Origin of the sequence: Streptomyces flavalbus, from assembly GCF_042674625.1 — a bacterium.
Taxonomy (GTDB): Bacteria; Actinomycetota; Actinomycetes; order Streptomycetales; family Streptomycetaceae; genus Streptomyces; species Streptomyces flavalbus.
In genome coordinates, this window is record NZ_JBHTEB010000001.1 from 6,401,145 (window position 1) to 6,426,803 (window position 25,659).

The 25,659-nt window shown below is 72.6% G+C and carries 26 protein-coding genes and 1 pseudogene; 13 read left to right on the forward strand and 14 right to left on the reverse strand.

Going from position 1 to position 25,659, the window contains the following annotated elements; all coding sequences use genetic code 11:
* The first annotated feature begins 30 nt into the window (after positions 1–30).
* Together ACFQZ6_RS28640 and ACFQZ6_RS28645 are read left to right on the forward strand one after the other, a co-directional pair.
* On the forward strand, positions 31–2,247 hold the full coding sequence (locus ACFQZ6_RS28640) for a glycoside hydrolase family 6 protein (protein ID WP_381614564.1): 2,217 nt from the start codon (positions 31–33) through the stop codon (positions 2,245–2,247).
* A 121-nt stretch (positions 2,248–2,368) separates the two neighbouring features.
* Positions 2,369–3,454, forward strand: a complete 1,086-nt coding sequence (locus ACFQZ6_RS28645) for a lytic polysaccharide monooxygenase (protein ID WP_381614567.1) — start codon at positions 2,369–2,371, stop codon at positions 3,452–3,454.
* A gap of 54 nt (positions 3,455–3,508) precedes the next feature.
* On the opposite strand, the gene ACFQZ6_RS28650 is transcribed toward ACFQZ6_RS28645, so the two are convergent.
* Positions 3,509–4,126 carry a hypothetical protein gene (locus tag ACFQZ6_RS28650; protein WP_381614569.1) on the reverse strand — a complete coding sequence of 206 codons (618 nt, stop codon included), beginning with the start codon at positions 4,124–4,126 and terminating at the stop codon, positions 3,509–3,511.
* A gap of 164 nt (positions 4,127–4,290) precedes the next feature.
* Between ACFQZ6_RS28650 and gcl the strand changes: the two genes are divergently transcribed.
* Entirely contained in the window at positions 4,291–6,075 is a 1,785-nt protein-coding gene (gene gcl / locus ACFQZ6_RS28655; RefSeq protein WP_381614572.1) for a glyoxylate carboligase, read from the forward strand.
* Positions 6,076–6,136: 61 nt separating this feature from the next.
* Here the strand turns inward: gcl and ACFQZ6_RS28660 are convergent, their stop codons facing one another.
* The 5 genes and pseudogenes from ACFQZ6_RS28660 to ACFQZ6_RS28680 all read right to left on the reverse strand — a co-directional run bounded on the left by ACFQZ6_RS28660 (position 6,137) and on the right by ACFQZ6_RS28680 (position 10,196).
* Positions 6,137–6,724 (reverse strand): TIGR04222 domain-containing membrane protein, encoded by a 588-nt coding sequence (locus ACFQZ6_RS28660; RefSeq protein ID WP_381614575.1) that lies wholly within the window; start codon positions 6,722–6,724, stop codon positions 6,137–6,139.
* A 166-nt stretch (positions 6,725–6,890) separates the two neighbouring features.
* Positions 6,891–7,127, reverse strand: coding sequence for a hypothetical protein (locus ACFQZ6_RS28665; RefSeq protein WP_381614578.1), 237 nt, complete (start codon positions 7,125–7,127; stop codon positions 6,891–6,893).
* Positions 7,128–7,488: 361 nt separating this feature from the next.
* Complete coding sequence (locus tag ACFQZ6_RS28670) at positions 7,489–8,379, reverse strand: 2-hydroxy-3-oxopropionate reductase (RefSeq protein ID WP_381614581.1); 891 nt, start codon at positions 8,377–8,379, stop codon at positions 7,489–7,491.
* 64 nt (positions 8,380–8,443) lie between these two features.
* Positions 8,444–9,264: pseudogene (locus tag ACFQZ6_RS28675) on the reverse strand (TIM barrel protein).
* Between the two features lie 281 nt (positions 9,265–9,545).
* Positions 9,546–10,196, reverse strand: coding sequence for a hypothetical protein (locus tag ACFQZ6_RS28680; protein WP_381614584.1), 651 nt, complete (start codon positions 10,194–10,196; stop codon positions 9,546–9,548).
* A gap of 258 nt (positions 10,197–10,454) precedes the next feature.
* Between ACFQZ6_RS28680 and ACFQZ6_RS28685 the strand changes: the two genes are divergently transcribed.
* From ACFQZ6_RS28685 to ACFQZ6_RS28715, 7 genes are all read left to right on the forward strand, one after another.
* Positions 10,455–10,706, forward strand: a complete 252-nt coding sequence (locus ACFQZ6_RS28685) for a hypothetical protein (protein WP_381614587.1) — start codon at positions 10,455–10,457, stop codon at positions 10,704–10,706.
* Between the two features lie 47 nt (positions 10,707–10,753).
* Entirely contained in the window at positions 10,754–11,068 is a 315-nt protein-coding gene (locus ACFQZ6_RS28690; RefSeq protein WP_381618715.1) for a helix-turn-helix domain-containing protein, read from the forward strand.
* 116 nt (positions 11,069–11,184) lie between these two features.
* Complete coding sequence (gene uraD / locus ACFQZ6_RS28695; RefSeq protein ID WP_381614590.1) at positions 11,185–11,703, forward strand: 2-oxo-4-hydroxy-4-carboxy-5-ureidoimidazoline decarboxylase; 519 nt, start codon at positions 11,185–11,187, stop codon at positions 11,701–11,703.
* Between the two features lie 5 nt (positions 11,704–11,708).
* On the forward strand, positions 11,709–12,131 hold the full coding sequence (uraH, locus tag ACFQZ6_RS28700) for a hydroxyisourate hydrolase (RefSeq protein WP_381614592.1): 423 nt from the start codon (positions 11,709–11,711) through the stop codon (positions 12,129–12,131).
* 4 nt (positions 12,132–12,135) lie between these two features.
* Positions 12,136–13,035 carry a factor-independent urate hydroxylase gene (gene pucL, locus ACFQZ6_RS28705; protein ID WP_381614595.1) on the forward strand — a complete coding sequence of 300 codons (900 nt, stop codon included), beginning with the start codon at positions 12,136–12,138 and terminating at the stop codon, positions 13,033–13,035.
* 23 nt (positions 13,036–13,058) lie between these two features.
* Positions 13,059–14,438 carry an 8-oxoguanine deaminase gene (locus ACFQZ6_RS28710; RefSeq protein WP_381614597.1) on the forward strand — a complete coding sequence of 460 codons (1,380 nt, stop codon included), beginning with the start codon at positions 13,059–13,061 and terminating at the stop codon, positions 14,436–14,438.
* A 226-nt stretch (positions 14,439–14,664) separates the two neighbouring features.
* Entirely contained in the window at positions 14,665–16,035 is a 1,371-nt protein-coding gene (locus ACFQZ6_RS28715) for a nucleobase:cation symporter-2 family protein (RefSeq protein ID WP_381614600.1), read from the forward strand.
* 51 nt (positions 16,036–16,086) lie between these two features.
* On the opposite strand, the gene ACFQZ6_RS28720 is transcribed toward ACFQZ6_RS28715, so the two are convergent.
* The 4 genes from ACFQZ6_RS28720 to ACFQZ6_RS28735 are packed head-to-tail and all read right to left on the reverse strand — an operon-like array spanning position 16,087 to position 19,727.
* Positions 16,087–17,316, reverse strand: a complete 1,230-nt coding sequence (locus ACFQZ6_RS28720; protein WP_381614603.1) for an ABC transporter permease — start codon at positions 17,314–17,316, stop codon at positions 16,087–16,089.
* On the reverse strand, positions 17,313–18,026 hold the full coding sequence (locus ACFQZ6_RS28725) for an ABC transporter ATP-binding protein (RefSeq protein WP_381614606.1): 714 nt from the start codon (positions 18,024–18,026) through the stop codon (positions 17,313–17,315). The genes ACFQZ6_RS28720 and ACFQZ6_RS28725 overlap by 4 nt, the downstream gene beginning before the upstream one ends.
* A complete protein-coding gene (locus ACFQZ6_RS28730; protein WP_381614609.1) occupies positions 18,023–19,228 on the reverse strand; it encodes an efflux RND transporter periplasmic adaptor subunit in 1,206 nt (401 codons plus the stop codon). The genes ACFQZ6_RS28725 and ACFQZ6_RS28730 overlap by 4 nt, the downstream gene beginning before the upstream one ends.
* The gene (locus ACFQZ6_RS28735; RefSeq protein WP_381614611.1) at positions 19,221–19,727 is read right to left on the reverse strand and encodes a hypothetical protein; all 507 of its coding nucleotides are present in this window, start codon (positions 19,725–19,727) and stop codon (positions 19,221–19,223) included. The genes ACFQZ6_RS28730 and ACFQZ6_RS28735 overlap by 8 nt, the downstream gene beginning before the upstream one ends.
* A 198-nt stretch (positions 19,728–19,925) precedes the next feature.
* On the opposite strand from ACFQZ6_RS28735, the gene ACFQZ6_RS28740 reads away from it, so the two are divergent.
* Together ACFQZ6_RS28740 and ACFQZ6_RS28745 are read left to right on the forward strand one after the other, a co-directional pair.
* Entirely contained in the window at positions 19,926–20,582 is a 657-nt protein-coding gene (locus tag ACFQZ6_RS28740; RefSeq protein WP_381614614.1) for a response regulator transcription factor, read from the forward strand.
* Positions 20,579–21,913, forward strand: a complete 1,335-nt coding sequence (locus ACFQZ6_RS28745; RefSeq protein ID WP_381614617.1) for a sensor histidine kinase — start codon at positions 20,579–20,581, stop codon at positions 21,911–21,913. Before ACFQZ6_RS28740 ends, ACFQZ6_RS28745 begins: the two co-directional genes overlap by 4 nt.
* Here the strand turns inward: ACFQZ6_RS28745 and ACFQZ6_RS28750 are convergent.
* From ACFQZ6_RS28750 to ACFQZ6_RS28765, 4 genes are read right to left on the reverse strand one after another with little or no spacing between them, the layout of a single operon-like run.
* The gene (locus tag ACFQZ6_RS28750) at positions 21,873–22,295 is read right to left on the reverse strand and encodes an acyl-CoA thioesterase (RefSeq protein WP_381614620.1); all 423 of its coding nucleotides are present in this window, start codon (positions 22,293–22,295) and stop codon (positions 21,873–21,875) included. The two genes, ACFQZ6_RS28745 and ACFQZ6_RS28750, sit on opposite strands and share 41 nt — an antisense overlap.
* A gap of 59 nt (positions 22,296–22,354) precedes the next feature.
* The gene (locus ACFQZ6_RS28755; protein ID WP_381614623.1) at positions 22,355–22,993 is read right to left on the reverse strand and encodes a hypothetical protein; all 639 of its coding nucleotides are present in this window, start codon (positions 22,991–22,993) and stop codon (positions 22,355–22,357) included.
* Positions 22,994–23,038: 45 nt separating this feature from the next.
* Entirely contained in the window at positions 23,039–23,638 is a 600-nt protein-coding gene (locus ACFQZ6_RS28760) for a histidine phosphatase family protein (RefSeq protein WP_381614626.1), read from the reverse strand.
* A gap of 38 nt (positions 23,639–23,676) precedes the next feature.
* Positions 23,677–24,885, reverse strand: coding sequence for a pyridoxal phosphate-dependent aminotransferase (locus ACFQZ6_RS28765; RefSeq protein ID WP_381614629.1), 1,209 nt, complete (start codon positions 24,883–24,885; stop codon positions 23,677–23,679).
* A gap of 87 nt (positions 24,886–24,972) precedes the next feature.
* Here ACFQZ6_RS28765 and ACFQZ6_RS28770 point away from each other — a divergent pair, with 87 nt between their 5' ends.
* A complete protein-coding gene (locus ACFQZ6_RS28770; protein WP_381614632.1) occupies positions 24,973–25,614 on the forward strand; it encodes a winged helix-turn-helix transcriptional regulator in 642 nt (213 codons plus the stop codon).
* The last annotated feature ends 45 nt before the right edge of the window (positions 25,615–25,659 follow it).

Here is a 25,659-nt window from a genome sequence, read left to right on the forward strand (position 1 = left end):
GCGCACCACCCGTACCCCCAAGGAGGGCACATGACAGACCGGAGCAGAGGCACGGGCCCCGGCCCGCGTCGCCCGCGCCGGAAGCGGCCGGCCGCGTTGGCCGCCGTGCTCAGCACGCTGCTGCTGGCGACCGCGGCCCAGCTCACCGGACCGTCGCAGGCGGCGGCAGCCGAGGCCCACGTCGACAACCCGTTCGCCGGAGCCACGTTCTACGTCAACCCCGACTACGCCGAACTCGTCGACACCTCGATCGCCCGCACCAGCGACACCGCCCTCAAGGCGAAGATGGCGCAGGTCAAGAACTACCCGACCGCGGTCTGGCTGGACCGGATCGCCGCGGTCCACGGCGGTGCCGCCAACGCGGGCCGCAAGAGCCTGGCCGACCACCTCGACCTCGCCCTGGCCCAGAAGAAGCCGGGCCAGCCGATCACCGCGACCTTCGTGGTGTACGACCTGCCGGGCCGGGACTGCGCCGCCCTCGCCTCCAACGGGGAACTGCCGCTCACCGCGGCCGGACTGGCCCGCTACAAGAGCGAGTACATCGACGTCATCGCGAACGTCTTCAAGAACCCCAAGTACCAGGACATCCGCATCACCACCGTCATCGAGCCGGACAGCCTGCCGAACCTGGTCACCAACACCTCCGACCCCGAGTGCGCCCAGGCCAAGAGCAGCGGCATCTACGCCGACGGCGTGCGCTACGCGCTCGACCAACTGCACGCCATCCCCAACGTCTACACCTACCTCGACTTCGCCCACTCCGGCTGGCTCGGCTGGGACAACAACCTCAGCGGTACGGTGCAGCTCTACACCGAGGTCGGCCGGGGCACCCGGGCCGGGCTGAGCAGCATCGACGGCCTCATCACCAACGTCGCCAACTACACGCCGCTCGTGGAGCCGTTCCTGCCCGACCCGACCAAGCAGGTCGGCGGGAACCAGATCCGGTCCGGCAAGTACTACGAGTGGAACCCGAACTTCGACGAGTCCGACTTCACCGCCAACGTGCACCGCGCGCTGGTCAGCGCGGGCTGGCCCGCCAGCACCGGCATGGTCGTCGACACCTCCCGCAACGGCTGGGGCGGCGCCGCACGGCCCACCGCCGTGAGCACCAGCACCAACCTCGACACCTACGTCAGCGAGTCCAAGGTGGACCGCCGGGTCCACCGCGGCCTGTGGTGCAACACCTCCGGCGCCGGGCTCGGGCAGCCCCCGCAGGCCGCGCCCTCCGGGTTCCCCGACTCCCGCCTCGACGCGTTCCTGTGGGTGAAGCCGCCGGGCGAGTCGGACGGGGCCAGCACCGAGATCCCCAACGACGAGGGCAAGCACCTCGACCCGATGTGCGACCCGACGTACTCGGCGCCCAACGCGGGCGGCAACAAGACCGGCGCGATGGAAGGCGCCCCGCTCGCCGGGCACTGGTTCCACGAGCAGTTCGCCATGCTGGTCCGCAACGCCTACCCGGCCGTCGGCGACGACGGCGGCAACGACGGTGACACCACGGCGCCGACCGTGCCGACCGGGCTGCGGACCACCGCCAAGACCGCGAGCAGCGTCTCGCTGGCCTGGACGGCGTCCACCGACGACCGCGGCGTGACCGGCTACGACGTCTACCGCAACGGCACCCGGGTCACCTCGACGCCGGTCACCACGACCGCGTACACCGACACCGGCCTGACCGCGAACACCGCCTACTCCTACACGGTGCGCGCCCGCGACGCCGCGGGGAACGTGTCCGCGTCCTCCACCGCCCTCTCCGTCACCACCGGCACGGACGGCGGCGGTCCGGACCCGACGGGCGGCCTTAAGGTCACCTACAAGAACAACGACTCCTCGGTGACGGACAACGCCATCCGGCCCAGCCTGCGGATCGCCAACACCGGCAGCGCCTCGGTGGACCTGAGCCGGGTCACGGCCCGCTACTACTTCACCCGGGACGGCGGCTCGTCGACGGTGAGCGCCTGGTGCGACTACGCCGCCGTCGGCTGCTCCAAGGTCAAGCTGCGGGTGGTGCCGCTGAGCACACCGGTCGCGGGCGCGGACTCCTACCTGGAGGTCGCCTTCACCGACGGCACGCTGGCCGCCGGAGGGAACACCGGTGACATCCAGTTGCGGATGAGCAAGTCCGACTGGTCCGCCTTCGACGAGTCCGACGACGCCAGCCGCTCCACCGCCACCACCTACACCGACGCCCCGAAGATCCCGGCCTACCTCGGCACCGAGCTGGCCTGGGGCACCCCGCCGAGCTGATCCCCTCCCCCGATCCCCCCGCCCGTCCGGCGCGACCGCTCCCCGGACGGGCGGGGGCTCCAACGCCCGGCGAGGGCGCGGCACGACCCGCACACATCCCCACACAGGCACAGGAGGCACCATGGCTCGACCCCAACGCATCGTCTCCTTGATGGCGGTGCTCGCCACTCTGCTCAGCGGTATCGCGCTGGCCCTGCTCGCCCAGGGCAGCGCCAAGGCGCACGGCGTGGCGATGATGCCCGGATCGCGGACCTACCTCTGTTATCTGGACAGCAAGACCACCTCCGGCGCCCTGAACCCGACGAACCCGGCCTGCAAGGCCGCGCTCGCCGAGAGCGGTTCGACGGCGCTGTACAACTGGTTCGCGGTGCTCGACTCCAACGCGGGCGGCCGGGGTGCCGGTTACGTGCCCGACGGCAAGCTGTGCAGTGCCGGGGACCGGTCGCCGTACAACTTCACCGGCTACAACGCGGCCCGCTCCGACTGGCCCCGTACGCACCTCACCTCGGGGTCGACGATGCGGGTGAAGTACAGCAACTGGGCGGCGCACCCGGGGTCGTTCCGGGTGTACCTCTCCAAGCCCGGCTACTCGCCGAGCTCTCCGCTGGGCTGGGGTGACCTGGACCTGATCCAGACGGTGACCAACCCGCCGCAGTCCGGTTCGGTGGGCAGCGAGTCCGGTCACTACTACTGGGACCTGAACCTGCCCTCGGGCCGGTCGGGCAACGCGATGATCTTCATCCAGTGGGTGCGCTCGGACAGCAACGAGAACTTCTTCTCCTGCTCCGACGTCGTCTTCGACGGCGGCAACGGCGAGGTCACCGGCATCAACAACCCGCCGACCAACCCGACGGACCCGACGGACCCCACCGACCCGACGGACCCGACCGACCCGCACACCGGCTGCATGGCCGTCTACAAGGTGACGAGCAGCTGGGGCGGCGGCTTCCAGGGCGAGGTCCAGGTGATGAACCACGGTACGACCTCGATGAACGGCTGGGCCGTGCAGTGGAAGCCGGGTGACGGCACCCGCATCAGCAGCGTCTGGAACGGTGTGCTGAGTACCGGCAGCGACGGCACGGTGAAGGTCAGGAACGCCGACTACAACCGGACCATCGCGCCGGACGGCAGTGTGTCGTTCGGCTTCACCGCGACGTCGACCGGCAACAACCTCCCGGCAGGCTCGATCGGCTGCGTCAACCCGTAGCCCTCCGGCAGGGCGTACCACCGGCGCCGGTTCCCCTCGGGGGACCGGCGCCGTTCACGTGCCCGGGGCGCCGACCGCGCGGACCTCGCCCGCCGGGCCGATGACGTGCAGGGCGACGCCCAGCCGCTCGGCGCGGGCGCGGGCGTCGGCGGCGTACCCGCCGCGGGAGAAGTGGGCGCAGTCCACGGACCGGGCCATCGCCGTCAGCCACAGGCACTCCACGTCCCGCGGTGTGGCGGGCCGCCCCGACGGGTCGACGTGAGCCAGCAGTCCGGGGGCGGTCAGGGCGACGCCGGAGGGCGGCCGGTGGTCGGCGCGGCGCAGGTCGCGGTGGCCGAGGCGGTGCAGGTGGCGGGCGGCGGCGAGGACGGCGTCGCGGGCGTCGAGGGGCTCGGGGGCCTGCTCGGCGCGGCTGCGGGAGACGGGTACCCGCAGCACCGTGCCGCAGGGGCAGCCCAGTTCCGGGCGCGGCCACTGGCCGGGTCGGCCGCAGGCGGCGCAGCGCACGGTGAGCCACTCCTCGTCCCAGGAGCGGTGGCGGACGGGCGCCGGGGCGCCGTGCCGGTCGAGCGGCGGCGCGACCGGGGCGCCGCACGGGCAGGGGTAGGACGGCGCGGAGTAGGTGTGCGCTCGCCGACAGGCCGGACAGCGCACCGACACGCTCTCGGACATGGACCCATGGTGCGGCAGACGGCCCCCGCTTGTCCGTCCCTTGACGGTGTCCCTCCGCCCACTTACATTACTTCCAGATAGTAGAAACAACATTCCACAGTACGGAAGTACTCGCCGCGGGGCGCGACGGGAGTGCGAACCGACAGCCGAAGCAGGAGTACTCAATGGCTCGTATGACCGCTGCCCGCGCGGCAGTCGAGATCCTCAAGCGGGAGGGCGTCAGCGACGCGTTCGGGGTGCCGGGCGCGGCGATCAACCCGTTCTACGCGGCGCTGAAGGCGTCCGGCGGGATCCGTCACACCCTCGCCCGCCATGTCGAGGGCGCCTCGCACATGGCCGAGGGCTACACCCGGACCCGTGCCGGCAACATCGGCGTCTGTGTCGGTACCTCGGGCCCGGCCGGGACCGACATGATCACCGGCCTCTACTCGGCCACCGGTGACTCCGTCCCGATCCTGTGCATCACCGGCCAGGCCCCGACCGCCGTGATCCACAAGGAGGACTTCCAGGCCGTCGACATCGCCTCGATCGCCCGGCCCGTCACGAAGATGGCGGTCACCGTGCTGGAGGCGGCGCAGGTCCCCGGCGTCTTCCAGCAGGCGTTCCACCTGATGCGCTCCGGGCGCCCCGGGCCGGTCCTGATCGACCTGCCCGTCGACGTCCAGCTCACCGAGATCGAGTTCGACCCCGACACCTACGAGCCGCTGCCGGTCTACCGGCCCGCCGCGACCCGCGCCCAGATCGAGAAGGCGATCGGGATGCTGAACGCCGCCGAGCGCCCGCTGATCGTCGCGGGCGGCGGCGTCGTCAACGCCGACGCGGCCGACCTGCTGGTGGAGTTCGCCGAGCTGACCGGCACCCCGGTGGTGCCGACCCTGATGGGCTGGGGCGTCCTGCCCGACGACCACGAGCTGAACGCGGGCATGGTCGGCCTCCAGACCTCGCACCGCTACGGCAACGCCACCTTCCTGGAGTCCGACTTCGTCCTCGGCATCGGCAACCGCTGGGCCAACCGCCACACCGGCAGGCTCGACGTCTACACCGCCGGGCGCACCTTCGTGCACGTCGACGTCGAACCCACCCAGATCGGCCGGATCTTCGCCCCGGACTACGGCATCGCCTCCGACGCCAGGGCCGCCCTCACGCTCTTCGTCGAGGCCGCCCGGGAGCTGAAGGCGTCCGGCGCGCTGCCCGACCGCTCCGCCTGGGCCGCCGCCGCGCAGGAGAGGCGGGCCCGCCTCCAGCGCCGTACCCACTTCGACGACGTGCCGATCAAACCCCAGCGCGTCTACGAGGAGATGAACAAGGCCTTCGGCCCCGACACCCGGTACGTCTCCACGATCGGCCTCTCGCAGATCGCGGGCGCCCAGATGCTGCACGTCTACAAGCCCCGGCACTGGATCAACTGCGGCCAGGCGGGCCCCCTCGGCTGGACCCTCCCGGCCGCCCTCGGCGTCGCCACGGCCGACCCGGACACGCTGGTCGTCGCCCTGTCCGGCGACTACGACTTCCAGTTCCTGATCGAGGAACTCGCCGTCGGCGCCCAGCACCGCATCCCCTATGTGCACGTCCTGGTGAACAACTCCTACCTGGGCCTGATCCGGCAGGCGCAGCGGGCGTTCGACATCGACTTCCAGGTCAACCTGGAGTTCGAGAACGTCAACTCGCCCGAGCTGGGCGTCTACGGCGTCGACCACGTCAAGGTCGCGGAGGGCCTCGGCTGCAAGGCGATCCGGGTCACCGACCCCGCCGACCTGGGCGCGGCCTTCGAGCAGGCGAAGAAGCTCGCCGCCGAGTACCGGGTGCCGGTGGTCGTCGAGGCGATCCTGGAGCGCGTCACCAACATCTCCATGTCGGTCACCAACGACATCGGCGACGTCGTCGAGTTCGAGGAACTGGCGACGGAGCCCGGCCACGCGCCGACGTCGGTCAAGCCCTTGAAGGTCTGACGTCTGACGGACCAGGACAGGTGAGGGGCGGCCCCCGGGTTCGGGGGCCGCCCCTTCCGTGTCAGTCGCCGAAGTCCCCGAAGTCGCCGAAGCCGCCGCGCGAGGAGTGCTTCAGCATCCCCTTGTCGGCCACCTCGGCCCGGGAGACCAGCCCCGTCCGCAGCGCGAACCGCGGGGCGACCACCTGCCAGGCCGCCTCGCCGTGCAGGGCGACCGCGAGCAGCCGGGCGTGGTCGTCCAGCCCGCGCCGGGTCACCGGCACCGGATGCCGTCGGGCCAGCGCCCGCACCGCGCGCCGGGTGGCGCGGGTGGGCCCGAGCAGCGGGTAGCGCAGCAGTCCCGCCTCCGCGAGCGGAATGCGCATCCGGGCCACCGCCAGCCGCACCTCAGGGTGGCGGGCCAGCGCCCGTGGAGTGCTGGGCCGGTGCAGGGCGCCGTGCACGGCGATCTCCAGCGGTGTCCGCCCGGCCTCCGCGTCCAGGGCGCGGGCGCTCATCGTGCCCGGCCCCTCCGGCATCACGGCGCCGCGCAGGTGCAGCGCCAGCACCGCCACGGTGACGGCGGCGCGTGGGCCGCCCCGCAGCAGTGCGATCTCCTGGGGTGCCAGTCGGCCCACCCGGACCGCGATCCCCTCGTTTCCCCTGTACACCTTCCTCACCTCGTCCCCCGTGACGGGGCCCGCCGCCCCCGTGCCGGCGGGCCCCGTGTGACGGCAGAATGCCCGCCGCGGGGGGCTGTTGAAGCCCCCCGCGGCGGGATTCAGAGGTTGATTTGAGGGTTTCGTAGCGGGTGTACGACCGGTGCCGTAGACGCGCTCACACGTCGTGGTGCTCGGACAGTCCCGGCCAGTCGTCCGGGCCGCCGCCCTGCCACTCGATGAGGTCGGTGCCCTCCACGTCGGTGACGTACAGGTCGGCCAGCCGCAGCAGTTCGCTCACGTCGTCGACGTGCGAGGCGATCCCCAGCGTCTCGTCGCCCGCGGTGACCCGGCGGGAGCCGTCAAGGGCGGGGGAGTGGACCACGATGTGCGGATGCGGGGTGGGGTGTGCCATGCCTTCAGCGTCCTGCGGACGCGGCGGTTCCGCACCCCGGGCACGTCGGGGGACGTACCGGGACCGCGGCGGAGACGACGGCCCCGAGCGCCCTTCCCTCAGGTCGGGAAGAGGGCCCGGGTCCTTCACCACCGCACTGGCTCGCACTCCGCCGCGGTCCGCACCCTGCCGCGCCCCGCCGTGCCGGGCGGTCACCCCTCATCCGGGTCGCCCGGTGGTGGGGGCGGTCAGGGAGTCATGAGGCCAGGGAGCCATGAAGCCAGGGAGCCCTGGAGTCCTCTTGGAATCCGGGCGGCGCCGCCGCCTGGGCGCGACAGGACAGATGTCAGCGAACGGCGCCGCCCGGAGGTCTCGGGGGTCGTCAGACCCGCGCCCTGGAGAGGCGCTCGACCGCGCGCAGCAGCGCGGAGTGGTCCAGGCCGCCGTCGCCCTGGGCGCGCAGGGCGCCGACGAGCTGGGCGACCACGGCGCCGACGGGCAGGGCCGCGCCGACGGTGCGGGCGGCGTCGGTGACGATGCCCATGTCCTTGTGGTGCAGGTCGATCCGGAAGCCCGGCGTGAAGTCACGGTTCAGGAAGTTGTCCTTCTTGCGGGTGAGGACGGTGGAGCCCGCGAGCCCGCCGTTCAGCACGTCCAGCGCGGCCTTCAGGTCCACGCCGGACCTCTCCAGGAAGACCACGGCCTCCGCGCACGCCTGGAGGTTGACGGCGACGATGAGCTGGTTGGCGGCCTTCACGGTCTGTCCTGAGCCGTGCGGCCCGCACCGCACGATGGTCCTGCCGAGCGCCTCGAAGAGGGGCCGGGCCTCGTCGAAGTCGGCCTGCTCGCCGCCGACCATGATGGACAGCACCGCCTCGATCGCCCCGGCCTCACCGCCGGACACCGGGGCGTCGAGCACCCGTATGCCCTTGTCCTTCGCCGCCTTCGCGAGGTCGACGGAGGTCTGCGGGGTGATGGAGGACATGTCGATCAGCAGGGCGCCGGACCTGGCGTGCTCCAGGATGCCGTCGGGGCCGTAGGCGATGGCCTCGACCTGCGGTGACGCGGGCACCATCGTGATGATCACGTCGGCGTCCCGGACGGCCTCGGCGATCGAACCGGCGGCGGTGCCCCCGGCGGCGGCGAGCCGGTCGAGCTTCTCCCGCTCCAGGGTGTACCCGGTGACGTCGTAGCCCGCCTTGACCAGGTTCTCGGACATGGGGGAGCCCATGATGCCGAGGCCGATCCAGGCGACCTTGGGAAGGGTGCGCATAGGGGTGCCTCTCACATACGTACGAGGAAGAAGGGGGAGCCAGGGGGAGGAAGGGGAGGAGGGGTCAGCGGGGCAGCCAGTCGAAGGACTCGGCGCTGGGCCGATCGCCCGGCTTGTACTCCAGGCCCACCCAGCCGTCGTAACCGGCCTTGGCCAACTGGTCGAGCAGGTCGGCCAGCGGGAGCGAACCCGTGCCGGGGGCGCCGCGGCCCGGGCTGTCGGCGATCTGCACGTGCCCGGTCTTCCCGGCGTACGCGTCGATCACCCTCGGCAGGTCCTCGCCGTTCATGGCGAGGTGGTACAGGTCCATCAGGAAGCGGGCGTTGCCCAGTCCCGTCGCCTCGTTGACCTTGTCGACGACCCCGACGGCGGCCGGTGCCGACACCAGCGGGTAGCGCGGTGACTCGGGCCGGTTCAGCGCCTCCACCAGCAGGACGGCGCCGATCCGGTCGGCGGCCCGCGCGGCGAGCGTGAGGTTCTCCAGCGCCAGCGCGTCCTGCTCGGCCGGGTCGACGCCGTCGACGCGGTTGCCGTACAGCGCGTTGAGCGCCCGGCAGCCCAGCGACCCGGCGAAGTCGGCGGCCACGTCCACGTTGGCGCGGAACCGCTCCGACTCCTCGCCCGGCACCGACAGGGCACCGCGGTCCGGACCGGCAGCCGACCGGCGTAGAAGTTCAGCCCGGTGAGCTGGACGCCCGCGTCCTCGATGGACGACTTCAGGGCGGCCAGCTCGGACCGCGCGGGGGTGGGGGAGTCGACCCAGGGCCACCACAGCTCGACCGCGGTGAAGCCCGCCGCGGCTGCCGCCGCCGGGCGCTCCAGGAGCGGGAGTTCCATGAAGAGGATCGACAGGTTGACGTTGAAGCGCTGCGCTGCGAATCCCATCGGGCTCGGCGCTCCCTTCCGTGGCGAGCCGTAAGACCGGCTTCTGTACTTCCGCATTGTGGAAGCGACTTTCTGCTTACTGGAAGGCTGCCGTCGGGCCGAGGACCTTGTCAAGAGGGCATGGCGGAACGCCTCACCGCGCGTGAGGTTGGGCGCGTGCGCCTGAGGGGGTTGGGCGCGTGCGCCTGAGAGGGGGGTGCCGCAGTGTTGGCTTGAGTGGCACGGGGCGCAGGCTTAACCGCCCTGACCTGCGTAAATGTCCTTACTGGGACTGTTGGTCGTCAGCAGGGCTCGACGCTGCCGGGCGCGATGTAGACCGCGGACAGAACTCCGTCCCCGGACACCTCGACCGGGACGGCGGCTGTCGTGTCGACCAGCTCCAGCTCGTACGGCAGGGCCTTCAGCGGAATGTCCTCGCCCCGGTAGGCCACCGAAACCGTGCCCCGGCAAGTGGTGCCCGCTGGCGGTGCCGTCCGGGGGACCGTGCCGTTGTGGGGGCCGACCTTGTGCGAGGCCGTCTTGATCAGCGTGTACTGGTACTCGTAGCTGGCCGGGCGGACATCGGTAGCCTCCCGGGTCTTCTCGATGTCGACCCAGTAGTGGGCGAGCTTCACCGTGACCGCCTCGCAGGGCCTCTCGACCGCCTCCGGGGTGAAGGTGAGGCCGGAGGCGTCCAGGGTCAGAGCCTTGCTCCCGTAGGCGCCGCTGCCGCCGCGCAGGTCCTTCAAGTAGCCGGTCAGCCGCTCAGCGCTCATACCGGCGGTCTTCACGCACTCCGCGGTCGCCGTCGCCGCGGGAGAGCTCTGCGTGGGAGTGGCCGGGTCGGGAGCGGCCGTGTACCGAGCCAGTCCGGACGGGGAAGCCTCGGCGGTCGGCTCGTCCTCCGAGCACCCGGAGAGGGCGAGCAGCGCTGCCATGGCGGTGGTCGTCATGAACAGCGTCCTTGCTTTTCGCATGAGCTCCTGCCTCGTCGAGACGGCTCCCTCGCTGGGCGCACCCTCAGCCTCAGTATTCATCAACGTCCCGACGTGGCACCAGAGTTGCCGGACTCACGGGCGATCCTTCCGCCACGCCCTCCGGCACGCCCGCGCATCCGCGCCGGTCGCTGCGGGGGAGTCCGTTAAGGTCGTGTCGGAGCGGCTGGGGCACACCAGCGCTGCACCAGGTCACAGTGATGCCATGGGGGCACCGTGCGATTGAGAGTGGAATTCACGACCGAGCCCTTCGACCTCGACGAGGCCCCCGCGCACGCGCTGGTCGCCCGGGAGGTCGTCGAGGGTGCCGACCTGGACGCGGTGGACGTCGGGCCGTTCGGCAACACCGCCGAGGGGCGGGCGGACGCGGTGCTCGCGGCGGTGGACGCGCTGCTGCGCAGGACGCTGGAGGCGGGCGCCACCCGTGTCTCGCTCCAGGTCAACGTGGTCGGGGAGGGTGACCGGTGAGCGGTGACGAGCCCTTCATCACGGCCGTGAAGCCGCTGGTCGACGCCATGGGCGGGGAGCTGCTCCCGCCCGACGAGGCCGGTCCCGACGACGTCGTCCTCGCCTGGGAGGGCGCCGACGTGGTCGCCGTACGGCTGCCGCAGCTCGCCGACTCCCTGGACCACATCCTGGCCGCCATGGAGCGCAAGAAGGGCAAGCCGCTCGCCGAACTGGACCGCAAGGCCAAGCAGGAGGTCGTCCGGGTGCTGGAGGCGCGCGGCGCCTTCTCCGTGCGGCACGGCGTGGAGACCGTGGCGAGCGCGCTGGGCGTCAGCCGCTTCACCGTCTACAACTACCTGAACCGGGAGAAGGGGGCGTCGTAAACCGGGTTCCGTAGCCCGGATTCCGTAACCCGGAATTTTCAACAAACTGTTGACGGCGTTCTGTCGAGCGCGTTAGCTATCCGCAGCCCGTTCGACACAAGGCCACGGAGGCTCCCGTGACGTCCACTTCCACGCCGCCGGGCCTGGCCCGATTCAACGCCAGCGAGGACCACACCGCCCTCGCCGCCCTCCTCGACGCGTGCGCCTCCCGCGCCTGGGCGAAGCGGCTGCTGGCCGCCCGCCCCTACCCCACCCCCGCGGACCTGTACGCCGCCAGCGACGCCGCCATGGCCGGGCTGACCCCCGCCGACCTCGACGAGGCCATGGCCGGACACCCCCCGATCGGCCGCCCCAAGCCCGGCGACCCCACCTCGGCGCGCGAACAGCGCGGCATGGCGGGCGCCTCCGAGGCGCTGAGGGCGGAGATGCTGGAGCTGAACCTGGCCTACCAGGAGAGGTTCGGCCATGTCTTCCTCATCTGCGCCACCGGCCGCACCGGCGAGGAGATGCGCGACGCGCTCCGGGACCGGCTCGGCAACCCGCCGGAGCGGGAACGCGAGATCGTCCGCACGGAACTGGGCAAGATCAACCGCATTCGCCTGGCCCGGCTCGTCGACGACCCCGCGGAGGACTGACCCCCATGAGCCCCAGCCCCAGCACCAGCACCAGCGACAGCCCCATCACCACCGCCTCCGTGTCCACGCACATCCTGGACACCAGCGTCGGCCGCCCCGCCCGGGGCGTCGCCGTCCACCTCGCGGCCCGCGCCGGACGCGACGCGCGGTGGCGGGCGCTCGGCGGCTCCGCGACCGACGCGGACGGCCGCTGCAAGGACCTCCCGGCGCTGCCGGAGGGCACCACCCACGTACGGCTCGACTTCGCGGTGGAGCCGTACTTCCAAGCCCAAGCCGATGCGCAGCAGGACGCCCCCGCGAATCGGGACAGCGGCCCTGGAGTGTTCTTCCCGGAGGTGGCGATCACCTTCGCCGTCGTGCCCGGCGAGCACTACCACGTACCGCTGCTGCTCAACCCGTTCGGCTACTCCGTTTACCGAGGGAGCTAGCTCTATGCCCACGATTCTCGGCCAGAACCAGTACGGCAAGGCGGAGAACCGCGTCGTGAAGATCACGCGGGACGGCGCCACGCACCACATCAAGGACCTGAACGTGTCGGTGTCGCTGAGCGGCGACATGGACGACGTCCACTACTCCGGCTCCAACACCAACGTCCTGCCGACCGACACCACCAAGAACACGGTGTACGCGTTCGCCAAGGAGCACGGCGTCGACTCCGCCGAGCAGTTCGGCATCCACCTCGCCCGGCACTTCGTCACCAGCCAGGAGCCCATCCACCGCGCCCGTGTCCGGATCGAGGAGTACGCCTGGGAGCGGATCGAGGCCCCCGGCGCCAGGGGCGCGCACTCCTTCGTCCGCAAGGGCCAGGAGACCCGGCTCACCCAGGTCACCTATGACGGCTCGTCCTGGGAGGTCGTCTCCGGGCTGAAGGACCTGGTGGTCTTGAACTCCACCGACTCCGAGTTCTGGGGCTACGTCAAGGACAAGTACACGACCCTGAAGGAGGCGTACGACCGCATCCTGGCCACCGAGGTCTCCGCCCGCTGGCGGTACCACTGGAGCGACGACGCCCAGCAGGCGCCCGACTGGGACACCTCCTACGACGAGACGCGGCGGCACCTGCTGCACGCCTTCGCCGAGACCTACTCGCTCTCCCTCCAGCAGACGCTCTATCAAATGGGCACCCGGATCATCGACAACCGCGAGGAGATCGACGAGGTGCGGTTCTCCCTCCCGAACAAGCATCACTTCCTGGTGGATCTGGAGCCGTTCGGACTTAAGAACGACAACGAGGTGTATTACGCCGCCGACCGGCCCTACGGCCTGATCGAGGGCACCGTCCTGCGGGACGGCTGCGAGGCGCGCATACCGGCGGACCTCACCAACCTGTGAACCAACCCCAGAGGACGAACCCCATGGCAGCAGACCGGCGCATCGTCATCGAGAACTGCGCGATCGCGACCGTCGACGCGAGCGACACCGAGTACCCCGACGGGTACCTGGTCATCGCGGGCAACCGCGTCGAGTCGCTCGGCCCGGGCCGCGCCCCCGAGGGCCTGGAGAACGTCGTACGCCGCATCGACGCCACCGGCCATCTCCTGACCCCCGGCCTGGTCAACACCCACCACCACTACTACCAGTGGATCACCCGGGGCCTGGCCACCGACCACAACCTCTTCGACTGGCTGGTCGCCCTCTACCCGACCTGGGCGCGCATCGACGAGCCGATGGTGTACGCGGCGGCCCGCGGCTCCCTCGCGATGATGGCCCGCGGCGGCGTCACCACCGCCATGGACCACCACTACGTCTATCCGCGCGGCTCCGGCGACCTGTCCGGCGCGATCATCCGCGCCGCCCACGAGACGGGCGTACGCTTCACCCTCGCCCGCGGCTCCATGGACCGCGGAGAGAAGGACGGCGGACTGCCCCCGGACTTCGCCGTCGAGGCCCTCGACGACGCCCTCGCCGCCACCGAGGAGACCGTCAGGCGGCACCACGACGCCTCCTTCGGCGCGATGACCCAGGTGGCGGTGGCGCCCTGCTCACCCTTCTCGGTCTCGACGGAACTGATGCGCGAGGGCGCCGAGCTGGCCCGCCGCCTCGGCGTACGGCTGCACACCCACGGCAGCGAGACCGTGGAGGAGGAGAAGTTCTGCCACGAGCTGTTCGGGATGGGCCCGACCGACTACTTCGAGTCCACCGGCTGGCTCGGCGAGGACGTGTGGATGGCCCACTGCGTCCACATGAACGACTCCGACATCACCGCCTTCGCCCGCACGGGGACCGGCGTCGCCCACTGCCCGTCCTCCAACGCCCGCCTCGCGGCCGGGATCGCCCGCGTCCCCGACCTGCTCGCCGCCGGTGTCCCGGTCGGCCTCGGCGTCGACGGCACCGCGTCCAACGAGTCCGGCGAACTCCACACCGAGCTGCGCAACGCCCTCCTCATCAACCGCCTCGGCGCCCACAAGGAGGCCGCGCTCACCGCCCGGCAGGCGCTGCGCCTCGGCACGTACGGCGGCGCCCAGGTCCTCGGCCGGGCCGCCGAGACCGGCTCCCTCGAACCCGGGAAGCTGGCCGACCTGGTGCTGTGGAAGCTGGACACCCTCGCCCACGCCTCCATCGCCGACCCGGTCACCGCGCTGGTCCTCGGCGCGGCGGCGCCGGTCACCGCGTCCTTCGTGAACGGCGAGCAGATCGTGGCGGACGGACGGCTGCTCACCGTCGACGAGGACGAGATCGCCCGCGCCACCCGGGACGAGGCGCGGCGGCTGGCGCGGATCGCCGCACGGGACTGACCCGTAGCAGACCTCCGGCCGGGAGGGACGGCTCCCGGCCGGTGGCCGTGGACCCGAGCGGGGCCCACGGCGGCCGTCCCCGGGGCGTGCGTCGACACACGCGCGCCCCGGGACGGCTCCCCGTCCCCCCTCTTCACGCCTCTTCACGGTCCCGCACGACCGCGCACCACCTCCTTGAAACCCACGTCAGAGCCGACGTGCCGTCAACCGACCGGAGGAGCCGCCCGTGTCCGCCCACCCCGTCGACGAGAAACTCCCCGCCCTCAAGATGGCGACGACCGGCCTGCAACACGTGGCCGCCATGTACGCCGGAGTCGTCGCCCCGCCCCTGATCGTCGGCGCGGCCATCGGCCTGACCGGCACCGAACTCACCTTCCTCACCGGCGCCTGCCTGTTCACCGCGGGCCTCGCCACCTTCCTCCAGACCCTCGGCGTGTGGAACGTCGGCGCCCGGCTGCCCTTCGTCAACGGCGTCACCTTCGCCGGGGTCGCCCCGATGCTCGCCGTCGTCGACTCCACCGGCGACAAGGACGACGCGCTGCCGGTCATCTTCGGCGCGGTCATCGTCGCGGGCCTGCTGGGCTTCCTCGCGGCCCCCTTCTTCAGCAAGGCGGTCCGCTTCTTCCCACCCGTCGTCACCGGTACGGTCATCACCCTCATCGGCGTCTCCCTGCTGCCGGTCGCCTTCGGCTGGGCGCAGGGCCCGAGCCCCACCGCCGACGACTACGGCTCGGCCACCAACCTGGGCCTCGCGGGCGCCACTTTGCTGATCGTCCTGCTGCTGCGCCGGTTCACCCGAGGCTTCGTCAAGCAGATCGCCGTCCTGCTGGGCCTGGTCGTCGGCACGGTCATCGCCGTACCGCTCGGCGTCACCGACTTCACCCCGGTCGCGGAGGCGGACGTCATCGGCTTCCCCACCCCGTTCCACTTCGGCGCCCCGCAGTTCCACGTCGCGGCGATCGTGTCGATGTGCGTGGTCATGGTGGTGTCGATGACCGAGTCCACCGCGGACATGCTGGCGCTCGGCGAGATCGTCGACCGGCCCGCCGACGAGCGGACCATCGCGGCCGGACTGCGCGCCGACACCCTCGGCTCCGCCGTCAGCCCCCTCTTCAACGGCTTCATGTGCAGCGCCTTCGCGCAGAACATCGGCCTGGTCGCCATGACGAGAATCCGCAGCCGGTACGTCGTCGCCGTGGGCGGCGGCTTCCTGGTGCTGATGGGCCTGTGCCCCGTGGCCGCGTCCCTCATCGCCGTCGTCCCCCGCCCCGTGCTCGGCGGCGCGGGCGTCGTACTGTTCGGCTCGGTCGCGGCCAGCGGCATCCAGACCCTGGTCCGGGCGGGCCTCGACAAGGACAACAACGTCCTGATCGTCGCCGTCTCCCTCGCCGTCGGCATCATCCCGATCACCGCGCCGGAGTTCTACCACGCCTTCCCCGAGACGGCGAGGATCGTCCTGGACTCCGGCATCTCCACCGGCTGCGTCGCCGCCGTCCTGCTCAACCTGGTCTTCAACCACCTCGGCCGAGACGGCCACGACGCCCAGGACGTCACCCACCCCATGGAGGCGGGCGACGACCTGGCGGGCGTGCGCTGAACCCGCGCAGTGGCAGGGGGTGCGGGACCCGCTCCGGCCCCGCACCCCACCTCACGGCGTCGCCAGTGCCTCCGTGGGGGACAGCCGGGCCGCGCGGATCGCCGGGTACAGGCCCGCCAGGCCGCCGATCAGCAGGGTGGCCGCCACCCCGCCCGCCAGCGCCCACGGCGGGACGGCCGTCGGCCAGCCCTGGTAGAGGGCGTACCCGGTGGTCACCCCCAGGCCCAGGACCGCGCCGCCGAGGCCGCCCAGCGCCGACAGCAGCAGCGACTCGGCGAGGAACTGGCCGCGGATCTGACCGCGGGTCGCGCCCAGCGAACGGCGCAGCCCGATCTCCGCGCGGCGCTCCAGGACCGAGATCACCATCGTGTTGGCCACGCCCACCCCGCCGACCAGCAGCGCCACCGCGCCAAGACCCAGCAGCAGCCCCGTGAACGCCTCGTCCGTCGCCCGCCGCGCGGCCAGCGCGTCCGAGGGGCGGGAGACCTGCACCTCGCTGGGCGCCTCGGGGTTGGCGGTGGCGGCGAGGACCGCACGGACCGCCTCCACGCTCGCCTCCGTCGAACGGGTGTACACCGTCGTGGCGTGCTCGTCGAAGCCCAGCTCCCGCGCCGCCACCGGCCAGCCGACCAGCGCCGCCGCGTCCAGCTCCGGTGCCAGCGGCGCCCGCTGCAGGATGCCGACCACCGTGAACCAGCGGCCCCCCACCAGCACCTGCGTGTCCTGGCCCGCGTGCCCGACGCCCAGCCGCTCGGCCGCCGCCGCGCCCAGCACCACCGCCGGGTAGCGGGCGGTCGCCGCGTTCAGCCAGGTCCCGTCGGCCAGTTCGGCGCCGACCGTGGACCGCAGGGAGGTGCGGGCGGCGTAGGTGGCGAGGCCGTTCGTCTGCACCTCGGGGATGCGGTCGTTGCGGTACACCTTGGCGTCCGGGATCCGGCCCACCGCCGACACCGACTCCACCCCGTCGATCCCGGCGACCATCCGCTCGGCCGGTGACGGCAGTTGGGACTGGCCGCCGGTCAGCGTGGACCCGGGGCCCACGGTGAGCAGGTTGGTGCCCAGGGCGGCCAGCGCCCGGTCCAGATCGGCGCGCGACGACGACGAGATGCCGACCACCGCGACCATCGCCGCGATGCCGATCGCGATGCCCAGCGCCGACAGGAACGCCCGCAGCGGCCGGGTCCGCAGGCCCACCGCGCCGACACGGACCATGTCGGCGGGGCGCAGGCGGGCGGGGCGCAGCACCTCCCGATCCGGTACCGGTACCGCCGTCGCCGTCATCGTGCCGCTCCCGTCGCGACGGGGGGCGTGTGCCGTGAGCCCCCGGTGTCCCCTGTGTCCTTCACGATCCGCCCGTCCCGCATCCGTACCTGGCGGGGCAGGGACGCGGCGATCTCCTGGTCGTGGGTGATGATCACGACCGTCGTGCCGGAGGCGTTCAGCTCCCGCAGCAGCGCCATCACCCCGGCCCCGGACGCCGAGTCCAGCGCCCCGGTCGGCTCGTCCGCCAGCAGCAGCGGGGGCTCACCGGCCACCGCGCGGGCGACCGCGACCCGCTGCCGTTCGCCGCCCGACAACTGGTGCGGGCGGTGCCGCATCCGGTGCCCGAGGCCGACCCGGCGCAGCGCCACCGCCGCGCGGGCCCGCCGCTCGGCCGGGCGCAGCCCGGAGTACAGCAGCCCGTCGGCCACGTTGGTCAGCGCGGACGCCCCGGCCGCCAGGTGGAACTGCTGGAACACGAACCCGATCCGCCGCGCCCGCAGCGCCGACAGCCGCGCGTCCGGCAGCGACCCGGCGTCGTACCCGTCGACGCGCACCCGGCCCGAACTGGGCAGGTCCAGCGTGCCCAGCATGTTCAGCATGGTCGACTTGCCGGACCCGGACGGCCCGACCACGGCGACGAGTTCGCCGCGCGCCACGGTCAGCGAGACCCCGGCGAGCGCGGTCACCCCGCCCGGGTAGACCTTGGTGACGTCGGTCAGCTCGATCATCCGGGCATCCCCACCGTCGTACCCTCGGCGATCCCCGCACCGCTGATCTCCACCCGGCCGCCCGCGAACAGCCCCGTCCGTACGGGGACGTACGACGTCCCGCCGCCGCCCTCGTCGACCACCTCCACGCCGAAGCCGCCCTCCGGCAGCGCCACCAGCGCGGCCACCGGGACCGTCAGCACGTCCTCGCGCTCCCCGGCCGTGAACGACACGTCGACCGACGCCAGCACGTACGACTCCGCCGCCGCACGGGCCTTCGCCCCGTCCAGCGCGACCAGCACCCTCACCTTGGTGGTGGGCTCCGCGTCGCCGCCGTTGCCCGCGTCCACCTCGGTGCTGACCTCGGAGATCCTGCCGTCCACCCGGGTGCCGTCCGGCAGCTCCACGGACACCTTCGCGCCGGTCTCGGCCAGCCTGCGGTCCGCGGTGTCCAGTTCGACGGTGACGGCCTGCGCGGTGGCGGTGTACGACAGCACCCGCTGGCCGGGGCCCGTGGCGGCGCCCTCCTCCGTCTCCAGGGCGTCCACGCGTACCGCGGCCGGGGCGAACACCACCCGCTGCGGCGCGACGGTGCCGGTCTCCGCAAGGCCCAGGTCCGCCTGCCACTGCCGTACCGCCGCCGCGGTGGCCTCCGTGTAGGTGTCGTCGACGGTGAACCCGTCGTGGCCGAGGGCCTTGAGGTTGCCCTCCAGTTGCCGCACGTCCCGGCCCTCCGTGCCGGGGCGCAGTTCCCGGTACGCCGGGACCGTGCCGTACAGCAGGACGACCGGTTCGTCGTCCACCCGGTACAGGGCCTCGCCGCGGGTGACGCGCTCACCGGAGTCCGGCAGCCAGGTGACCGTGCCGGGGACGCGGCCGGTGGCGGTGGTGGAGGTGCCGTAGCCCAGTTCGCCGTCGGCGGTGTGGCTGTCCTGGAGGGTCTGCCGGGTCACCTTCGCGGTGGCGGGCGGCAAACCGCCGTCCGCCCGTTCGCCGGAGCCGCCGCCGTCGCGGAGGCCGACCCCGGCCGCGGCGGCGCCGCCGACGGCGGCCAGTACGCCGAGGGCGACGAGCACGCGCCGGGTGCGGCGGCGCCGGGGGCCGGGGGCGGGGGCGGGTTCGCGCTCGGGCTGGTCGCCGTGGACGGCCTGCGAGTCAGCTACGGTCTCGGCTCCGGTTCCGGTTTCTGTCTCCTCGTTGGTCACGGCCGCCGCCTCAGCCATCGCTGGACCTGGTGCCGCCCTGGGGGCCGTACTTCTCGCACGCCTGCTGCGCCTTCTCGAAGTCGGGGTCCTCCGCGATGCCCTGGTCGATCTGGATGCCCCGGCCGGGCTCCGGGTCGGGGAAGTCCTCCACGCCGTGGTCGCGCATACACTGCGACATCTTCCGCATCTTCTCCTCGACCTCGGGGTCCGGAGTTCCCCCCTCCTGCATCGGGCTGTACTTCCGGCACGCCTCCATCGCCGCGTCGACCTCCGACTTCGGCAACTGGCCCCTGATGCGCAGCCCGCCGCCCTGGCCGGGGTCCTCCACCTCCACGCCGTGCTCGCGCAGGCACTCGGCGAACTTCACCGCCCGCTCGTCCTGGTCCCGCGCCCCGGCCGCGATGTCGGCGGCGTCCGTGCCGCCGTCGTCCGAGCCGCAGCCGCCCACGGCCAGCGTCAGCGCCAGCAGCAGCGCCGCGGGCAGCGCCGCGCGGGCACCACCGGTCCGTATCCGCATCACCGTTCTCCTCGTGTCGGGATCGTGTTGCGATCTATGGCAGGAAGCGAAGCGGGCCGGTCGTTTCCCCGGCGTTTCCACAGCCGACGCCCGGCTGCCGCACAGCCTGCGCTTACGCCCCGGAAACGGCCCGTACGGCACCCTGCGCATAGCCCAACCGCCGGGGCCCGTCCGGCGCTTCACGGAGAGGTGGCCCGGATGCGGGTCCTGGTGGTCGAGGACGAACGGATGCTCGCCGACACGATCGCGGAGTGGCTGCGCGGCCAGGCGCACGCCGTGGACCTCGCGTACGACGGTGCCGCGGCCCTGGAGCGGGTCGGCGTCGTCGACTACGACGTGGTCGTCCTGGACCGGGACCTGCCGGTCGTGCACGGCGACGACGTCTGCCGGGAACTCGTCGCCGCGGGGTGTGCCACCCGGGTGCTGATGCTGACGGCCGCCGCCGAGGTCACCGACCGGGTCGGGGGGCTGGCCCTGGGCGCCGACGACTACCTGGTCAAGCCGTTCGCGTTCCCCGAACTGGCCGCCCGTGTGCTGGCCTTGGGCCGCCGCTCCCGGCCCGCCGCGCCGCCGGTGCTGCGCAGGGCGGGCATCACCCTCGACCCGGCCCGCGGCGAGGTCTTCCGGGGCAGCCGCTACGTGCCGCTGTCGCGCAAGGAGTTCGCGGTGCTGGCGGAACTGCTACGGGCGGACGGGGCCGCCGTCTCGGCGGAGCAGTTGCTGGAGAAGGCGTGGGACGAGAACGCCGACCCGTTCACCGGCGCCGTACGCCTCGCCGTCCTCAAACTCCGCCGCAAGCTGGGCGATCCGCCCGTGGTGGAGACGGTCACCGGCGTCGGGTACCGCATCCCATGAGCCGCCCGCACCCCCGGAGCCGCCCGCACCCCCGGAGCCGCCCGGTACGCCTTCCGCGCCTCCCGCCGCGCCGGATGACCCTGCGGGCCCGTCTCACCCTCACCTACGGCGGGCTGTTCCTCGTCGGCGGCGTGCTGCTGCTCGGCGTCACCTACGCCCTGCTCGGGCAGCAACTGGGCGGACAGGGCACCAAGGTGGTGTCCCGGATGCCCGCGGAGCCGAGCGCCTCCGGTGACCCGGTCGACGAGACCCGCACCCTGGTCGGCGCGGGACGGGGCCTGAGCACCCCGCCGCCCGGCGCCGACCTGGACGAGTGGATGGAGGCGCAGCGCGAGCGCTGGCAGGACGAGGCCACCACCTCCCTGCTCACCCAGGGCGGCATCGCGCTCGGCGTCGTCGGCTGCGCGGCGGCCGTCCTCGGCTGGGCGCTCGCCGGGCGGGTCCTCGCGCCACTGCACCGGGTCACGGACACCGCCCGCCGGATCGCGAGCGCCCCGGCCGCCGACCGCGGACTGCACGAACGGATCGCGCTGCGCGGCCCCGACGACGAGGTGAAGGACCTCGCGGACACCTTCGACACCATGGTGGAGCGCCTCGACCGCTCCTTCGACGGGCAGCGCCGGTTCGTCGCCAACGCCTCCCACGAACTGCGCACCCCGCTGACGCTGGGCCGCGCCCTCGTGGAGATGGCCATGCACCGCCCGGCCGCCTCCGCGGACGTACGGCAGCTCGGGGAGAGCCTGTTGGAGATCAACGCCCGCCATGAACGGCTGATCGGCGGGCTGTTGCTGCTGGCGCGCTCGGAGCACGAGGTCGCGGAGCGGCTGCCGGTGGACCTGGCCGACGTGGTGGCGCACGTCGTCGACCAGACGGCGCCGGAGGCGGCCGGGGCGGGGGTCGACGTCCGCGCGGAGACGGCGGAGGCGCCGACGCTGGGGGACGCGCTGCTGCTGGAACGGCTGGTGCACAACCTCGTCGAGAACGGCGTCCGGCACAACAGTGGGGAGGGCGCGGGTTCCTGGGTGCGGGTGGTGTGCCGCGACGTCCCGGACGCCGACCGGGTGGAGCTGGCGGTCAGCAACACGGGCCCGCAGGTGGCGCCGTACGAGGTGCCCGCGCTGTTCGAGCCGTTCCGCCGTCTGGGCGCCGAGCGGGTGGTCACCGGGAAGGGCGCGGGCCTCGGCCTGTCCATCGTGCGGGCCATCGCCCGCGCCCACGGGGGTGAGGTGAGCGCGGCGCCCCGGGAGGGCGGTGGTCTGACGGTGACGGTCAGCCTGCCGCGCGAGCCGGTCAGAGCCCGAACAGGGTGGGATCGGTCGCCAGTTCCTTGAAGTACCCCTGCGGATCGGCGACCAGCTTCCGCGCCGTGAGGTCCATCAGCCCCCCGACGGCCGACACCTCGGCCGCGACGGTGCCGTCCGCCTTGACGATCCGCTGCTCGATCCGGAACGTCTTGCCGCCGCTCCACTCGAAGGCGCAGGTCACGTCGACCTCGTCACCGGCGAGGAGTTCCCGCCGGTAGCGGATGGTGGTCTCCAGGGCGACGGGTCCGACGCCCCTGCCGACCAGCCCGCTCTGGCTGATCCCGGCCGCCTGGAGCAGCGACCAGCGGGCGTGCTCGGCGTAGTTGAGGTACACGGCCTGGTTGAGGTGGCCCTGGACGTCGGTCTCGTACCCGCGCACGGTGACCGGTACGGAAAACGGCTCGCTCACGACTTCCCCTTCGTGCGTTCTCGCCATCGGTGCTCTCTGCACCGATCTTGGCACGCCGGTCAGGCCCGGCGCGGGGAAGCCAGCAGAAACCGAGCGCGTGTACGAGGCTCGGTGTGCTCGCTGGTCTGCCAGCCCGCCCCCTCCAGCGTCGCCGCACACGCCCGCAACGCCGTGACGTCCGTCTCGTACACGGCGACGGCCTCGGGCTGCGGCGTCCCTCGCACCCGGTAACCACCTCCGTCGCCCTCAGCGCCGTCCGCCCCGGCGGGCCGGTGCCCGGCGGCCTCCAGGGCGAGCGCGACGGCCCGCACCAGATGCGTACGCTCCCATCCGCAGGGCCGGTCGGTCGCCCCGTCGGGGTTGGTCATCCGGCGCAGCTCGACGAGCCCTTCCCAGGCACCGCGCACCTCCCGAGCCCGCCCGGCCCCGAAGACACCCTCCTCACCGCCGACCCGGGCGGCGAACACCCCGCTGGTTTCGACGACTTCAGCGGGCGCCGCCTCTTCGACCATCCCCTCCCGCACCCGATGCCCGGCCGGGGTCAGGAAGTGGTCGTGGGGTGGCCGCGGATGCCGGAAGGCGAGCCCGAGCCTGACCAGCGCCGCGAGCTGCGCCGCCGTACCCCCGCGCAGGCGCCCGGTGACCGGGTCGGCGGCGTCGATCACCCGCCGCTGGGCGGCGGTCGGCGGACGTGTCACGGCGTACTCCTCCTCCCCGGCGGTGGTCACCCCCTGCCCCGAAGGCTACGACCCCGGTCTGACATTCCACGCGGCGATCACCGGCCGCCCGTGCTCGGTGCTCAACCGGCACACCGTCCCGGTCGCGAGCTGGAACAGCGCCCCGTCCGAGGGCGGCAGCCCGAGCCACCGCGCGGTCAGCACCCGCAGGAAGTGCCCGTGCGCCACGAGCACCACGCACCCCTCGGTGTTGGCGAGTGCCGCGTCCACCTTGCCCAGCACCCGGTCGGCCCGCTCCCCGACCTCCTTCGGGCTCTCCCCGGGACGCTCCGGCGGCCCGGCCGCCACCCCGTCGGTGAACAGGAACCACCCGGGCCGCTCCCGCTGGATCTCGACGGTGGTGATCCCCTCGTAGGCGCCGTAGTCCCACTCGTGCAGGTCCGAGTCGATGCGCACGTCCGTCAGCCCGATCAGCTCGGCCGTCTCCCGGGTCCGCTGCGAGGGGCTCACGAACGCCGCCCCGATCCGGTGCGACCTGATCAACGGCACCAGCCCCCGCGCCTCCGCCCGCCCCCGCTCGGTCAGCGGAACGTCCGTCATCCCGGTGTGCCGCCCGGACCGCGACCACTCGGTCTCCCCGTGCCGCACGAGAAAAAGATCAGCCATGGGGCACAGGCTAACCGGGGCGGTGCCGCGGCCTCCCCCTACTGCCGGTACCCGCTCAGGAAGCGGCCGATCCGGCCGATCGCCGCCTCCAGGTCGTCCGCGTGGGGGAGGGTGAGGATGCGGAAGTGGTCGGGGGTGGGCCAGTTGAAGCCGGTGCCCTGGACCACCTGGATCTTCTCCTGCAACAGCAGGTCGAGTACGAACTTCTCGTCGTCGTGGATCTTGTGGATTTTCGGGTCCAGGCGCGGGAAGGCGTACAGGGCGCCCTTGGGGCGGACGCAGGACACGCCCGGGATCTCGTTCAGCTTCTCCCACGCCACGTTCCGCTGCTCGTGCAGTCGGCCGCCCGGTGCCGTCAGGTCGCGGATGGACTGGCGGCCGCCGAGCGCGGCCTGGATGGCGTACTGGGCGGGGGCGTTGGCGCACAGGCGCATGGAGGCCAGCATCGTGAGGCCCTCCAGGTAGTCGCGGGCGTGCTGCTTGGGGCCGGTCACCACCAGCCAGCCGGAGCGGAAGCCCGCCACCCGGTAGGTCTTCGACAGGCCGCAGAAGGTGAGGACGACCAGGTCGGGGGCGAGGGCGGCGGCGGAGTGGTGGACCGCGTCGTCGTAGAGGATCTGGTCGTAGATCTCGTCGGCGAGGACCATCAGGCCGTGCCTGCGGGCCAGGTCGAGGATGCCCTCGACGACCTCCTTCGGATAGACCGCGCCGGTGGGGTTGTTGGGGTTGATGATGACCACCGCCCGGGTGCGGTCGGTGATCTTCGACTCCATGTCGGCCAGGTCCGGGTACCACTCCGCCTGCTCGTCGCAGAGGTAGTGCACCGCCCTGCCGCCCGCGAGGGTCGTCACCGCCGTCCAGAGGGGGAAGTCGGGGGCGGGGATCAGCACCTCGTCGCCGTCCTCCAGGAGCGCCTGGACGGCCATCGACACCAGCTCCGAGACGCCGTTGCCGAGGAACACGTCGTCGACGTCCACCTCCAGGCCCAGGGTCTGGTAGCGCTGGGCGACCGCGCGGCGGGCGGAGAGGACGCCGCGGGAGTCGGTGTAGCCGTGCGCCTGCGGGAGCATCCGGATCATGTCCTGGAGGATCTCCTCCGGCGCCTCGAAGCCGAACAGGGCCGGGTTGCCGGTGTTCAGGCGCAGCACGCTGTGGCCCGCCTCCTCCAGCGCGTTGGCGTGCTCGATCACCGGGCCGCGGATCTCGTAGCAGACCTCGCTCAGCTTGCTCGACTGCCGGAACTCCATGCGCGCTCGCCCCTCCGGTTCGTGGTGTTGCTTGGTTTTACCAAGTGGCCGCTTGGAAAGTCCAATGACATGTCTAGACTGCGTCGCATGTCACCTCGCCGAAGCTACGACCAGTACTGCTCCACCGCCCGCGCCCTCGACGCCGTGGGCGACCGCTGGACCCTGCTGGTCGTCCGGGAACTCCTCGCCGGTCCGCGCCGCTACACCGACCTGCACGCGGACCTGCCGGGCGTGAGCACCGACGTCCTGGCCTCCCGGCTGAGGGACATGGAGCGCGACGGGCTGGCCACCCGGCGTCGGCTGCCGCCGCCCGGCGCCGCCTACGTCTACGAACTCACCCCGCGCGGGCGCCAGTTGCTGCCGGTGCTACAAGCCCTCGGCGAGTGGGGGCAGGCCGAGCTGGGGGAGCGGCGGCCCACCGACGCCGTACGCGCGCACTGGTTCGCGCTGCCGCTGCTGAGGGCGCTGCGGCGGCTGCGCCCGGAGGACGAGGGGCTCGTCGAAGTGCGGCTGGAGGAAGGGCTCTTCCACCTGTACGTCGGTGCGGGGGAGGGGGCCGTGTACGGCTACGGAGCCGCTCCCGGCGAACCCGACGCCCGGCTCGTGCTCGACACCGGGACCTGTACGGCGGTGGCGCGGGGGGAGCTGACCGTCCTGGACGGCGTCAGGGGCGGGCGGATCGGCGTGTTCGGGGACGGCGCCCTCGCCAAGGGTCTGCGGGAGGGGTGAACGAAGACGGGCCCGGCTGGGAGCAGCCGGGCCCGTCGACGACGC

What these genes read in the sequence shown, in the direction of transcription:
- ACFQZ6_RS28640 (WP_381614564.1), top strand. Translation starts at nt 31, where the DNA reads ATGACAGACCGGAGCAGAGGCACGGGCCCCGGCCCGCGTCGCCCGCGC.
- ACFQZ6_RS28645 (WP_381614567.1), top strand. Translation starts at nt 2,369, where the DNA reads ATGGCTCGACCCCAACGCATCGTCTCCTTGATGGCGGTGCTCGCCACT.
- ACFQZ6_RS28650 (WP_381614569.1), bottom strand. Translation starts at nt 4,126, where the DNA reads ATGTCCGAGAGCGTGTCGGTGCGCTGTCCGGCCTGTCGGCGAGCGCAC.
- gcl (WP_381614572.1), top strand. Translation starts at nt 4,291, where the DNA reads ATGGCTCGTATGACCGCTGCCCGCGCGGCAGTCGAGATCCTCAAGCGG.
- ACFQZ6_RS28665 (WP_381614578.1), bottom strand. Translation starts at nt 7,127, where the DNA reads ATGGCACACCCCACCCCGCATCCGCACATCGTGGTCCACTCCCCCGCC.
- ACFQZ6_RS28670 (WP_381614581.1), bottom strand. Translation starts at nt 8,379, where the DNA reads ATGCGCACCCTTCCCAAGGTCGCCTGGATCGGCCTCGGCATCATGGGC.
- ACFQZ6_RS28680 (WP_381614584.1), bottom strand. Translation starts at nt 10,196, where the DNA reads ATGACGACCACCGCCATGGCAGCGCTGCTCGCCCTCTCCGGGTGCTCG.
- ACFQZ6_RS28690 (WP_381618715.1), top strand. Translation starts at nt 10,754, where the DNA reads ATGGGCGGGGAGCTGCTCCCGCCCGACGAGGCCGGTCCCGACGACGTC.
- uraH (WP_381614592.1), top strand. Translation starts at nt 11,709, where the DNA reads ATGAGCCCCAGCCCCAGCACCAGCACCAGCGACAGCCCCATCACCACC.
- pucL (WP_381614595.1), top strand. Translation starts at nt 12,136, where the DNA reads ATGCCCACGATTCTCGGCCAGAACCAGTACGGCAAGGCGGAGAACCGC.
- ACFQZ6_RS28710 (WP_381614597.1), top strand. Translation starts at nt 13,059, where the DNA reads ATGGCAGCAGACCGGCGCATCGTCATCGAGAACTGCGCGATCGCGACC.
- ACFQZ6_RS28720 (WP_381614603.1), bottom strand. Translation starts at nt 17,316, where the DNA reads ATGACGGCGACGGCGGTACCGGTACCGGATCGGGAGGTGCTGCGCCCC.
- ACFQZ6_RS28725 (WP_381614606.1), bottom strand. Translation starts at nt 18,026, where the DNA reads ATGATCGAGCTGACCGACGTCACCAAGGTCTACCCGGGCGGGGTGACC.
- ACFQZ6_RS28730 (WP_381614609.1), bottom strand. Translation starts at nt 19,228, where the DNA reads ATGGCTGAGGCGGCGGCCGTGACCAACGAGGAGACAGAAACCGGAACC.
- ACFQZ6_RS28735 (WP_381614611.1), bottom strand. Translation starts at nt 19,727, where the DNA reads ATGCGGATACGGACCGGTGGTGCCCGCGCGGCGCTGCCCGCGGCGCTG.
- ACFQZ6_RS28740 (WP_381614614.1), top strand. Translation starts at nt 19,926, where the DNA reads ATGCGGGTCCTGGTGGTCGAGGACGAACGGATGCTCGCCGACACGATC.
- ACFQZ6_RS28745 (WP_381614617.1), top strand. Translation starts at nt 20,579, where the DNA reads ATGAGCCGCCCGCACCCCCGGAGCCGCCCGCACCCCCGGAGCCGCCCG.
- ACFQZ6_RS28760 (WP_381614626.1), bottom strand. Translation starts at nt 23,638, where the DNA reads ATGGCTGATCTTTTTCTCGTGCGGCACGGGGAGACCGAGTGGTCGCGG.
- ACFQZ6_RS28765 (WP_381614629.1), bottom strand. Translation starts at nt 24,885, where the DNA reads ATGGAGTTCCGGCAGTCGAGCAAGCTGAGCGAGGTCTGCTACGAGATC.
- ACFQZ6_RS28770 (WP_381614632.1), top strand. Translation starts at nt 24,973, where the DNA reads ATGTCACCTCGCCGAAGCTACGACCAGTACTGCTCCACCGCCCGCGCC.